This is a genomic window from Neisseria sp. P0022.S010 (genome assembly GCF_051956635.1).
Map to the genome: position 1 here is coordinate 1 of NZ_JBQCXF010000873.1, position 470 is coordinate 470.

The 470-nt window shown below is 51.7% G+C and carries 1 protein-coding gene; it reads left to right on the plus strand.

All coding sequences use genetic code 11. From position 1 onward, the window contains the following. Nucleotides 1-130 precede the first annotated feature (130 nt). Nucleotides 131-470 (plus strand): SIS domain-containing protein (locus tag ACTHUT_RS21870; protein WP_440419917.1); only part of this gene is annotated, 340 nt, incomplete at its 3' end.

Below are 470 nucleotides of genomic sequence, written 5' to 3' on the forward strand. Positions count from 1 at the left end.
CATCAAATGCGTATAAGAGACAGACTCCTGAATCAGCGGCAATGCTACGCCAATTCAATAAATTTAAACAACTCACAGCCGATTAACCTGAGCAAAACAAACCTAAATCCAAACATGAAAAGCAGCTTCGATGGCAGAAAACACACTCTATCTCGACTGGGCGCGCGATGTATTGGATACAGAAGCCGAAGGTTTGCGTGAAATTGCGGCGGCTTTGAACCATGATTTTGTCTGTGCGGCGGAAGCGTTGTTGCACTGCAAGGGCAGGGTGGTCATTACTGGTATGGGCCAGTCCGGACACATCGGCCGCAAAATGGCGGCAACCATGGCTTCCACCGGCATGCCTGCGTTTTTCGTCCACCCTGCCGACGCGGCGCATGGCGATTTGGGCATGATTGTGGCCCACGATGTCGTGATTGCCATTTCCAATTCCGGCGAAAGCGATGAAATTGCGGCGATTATTCCGGCGG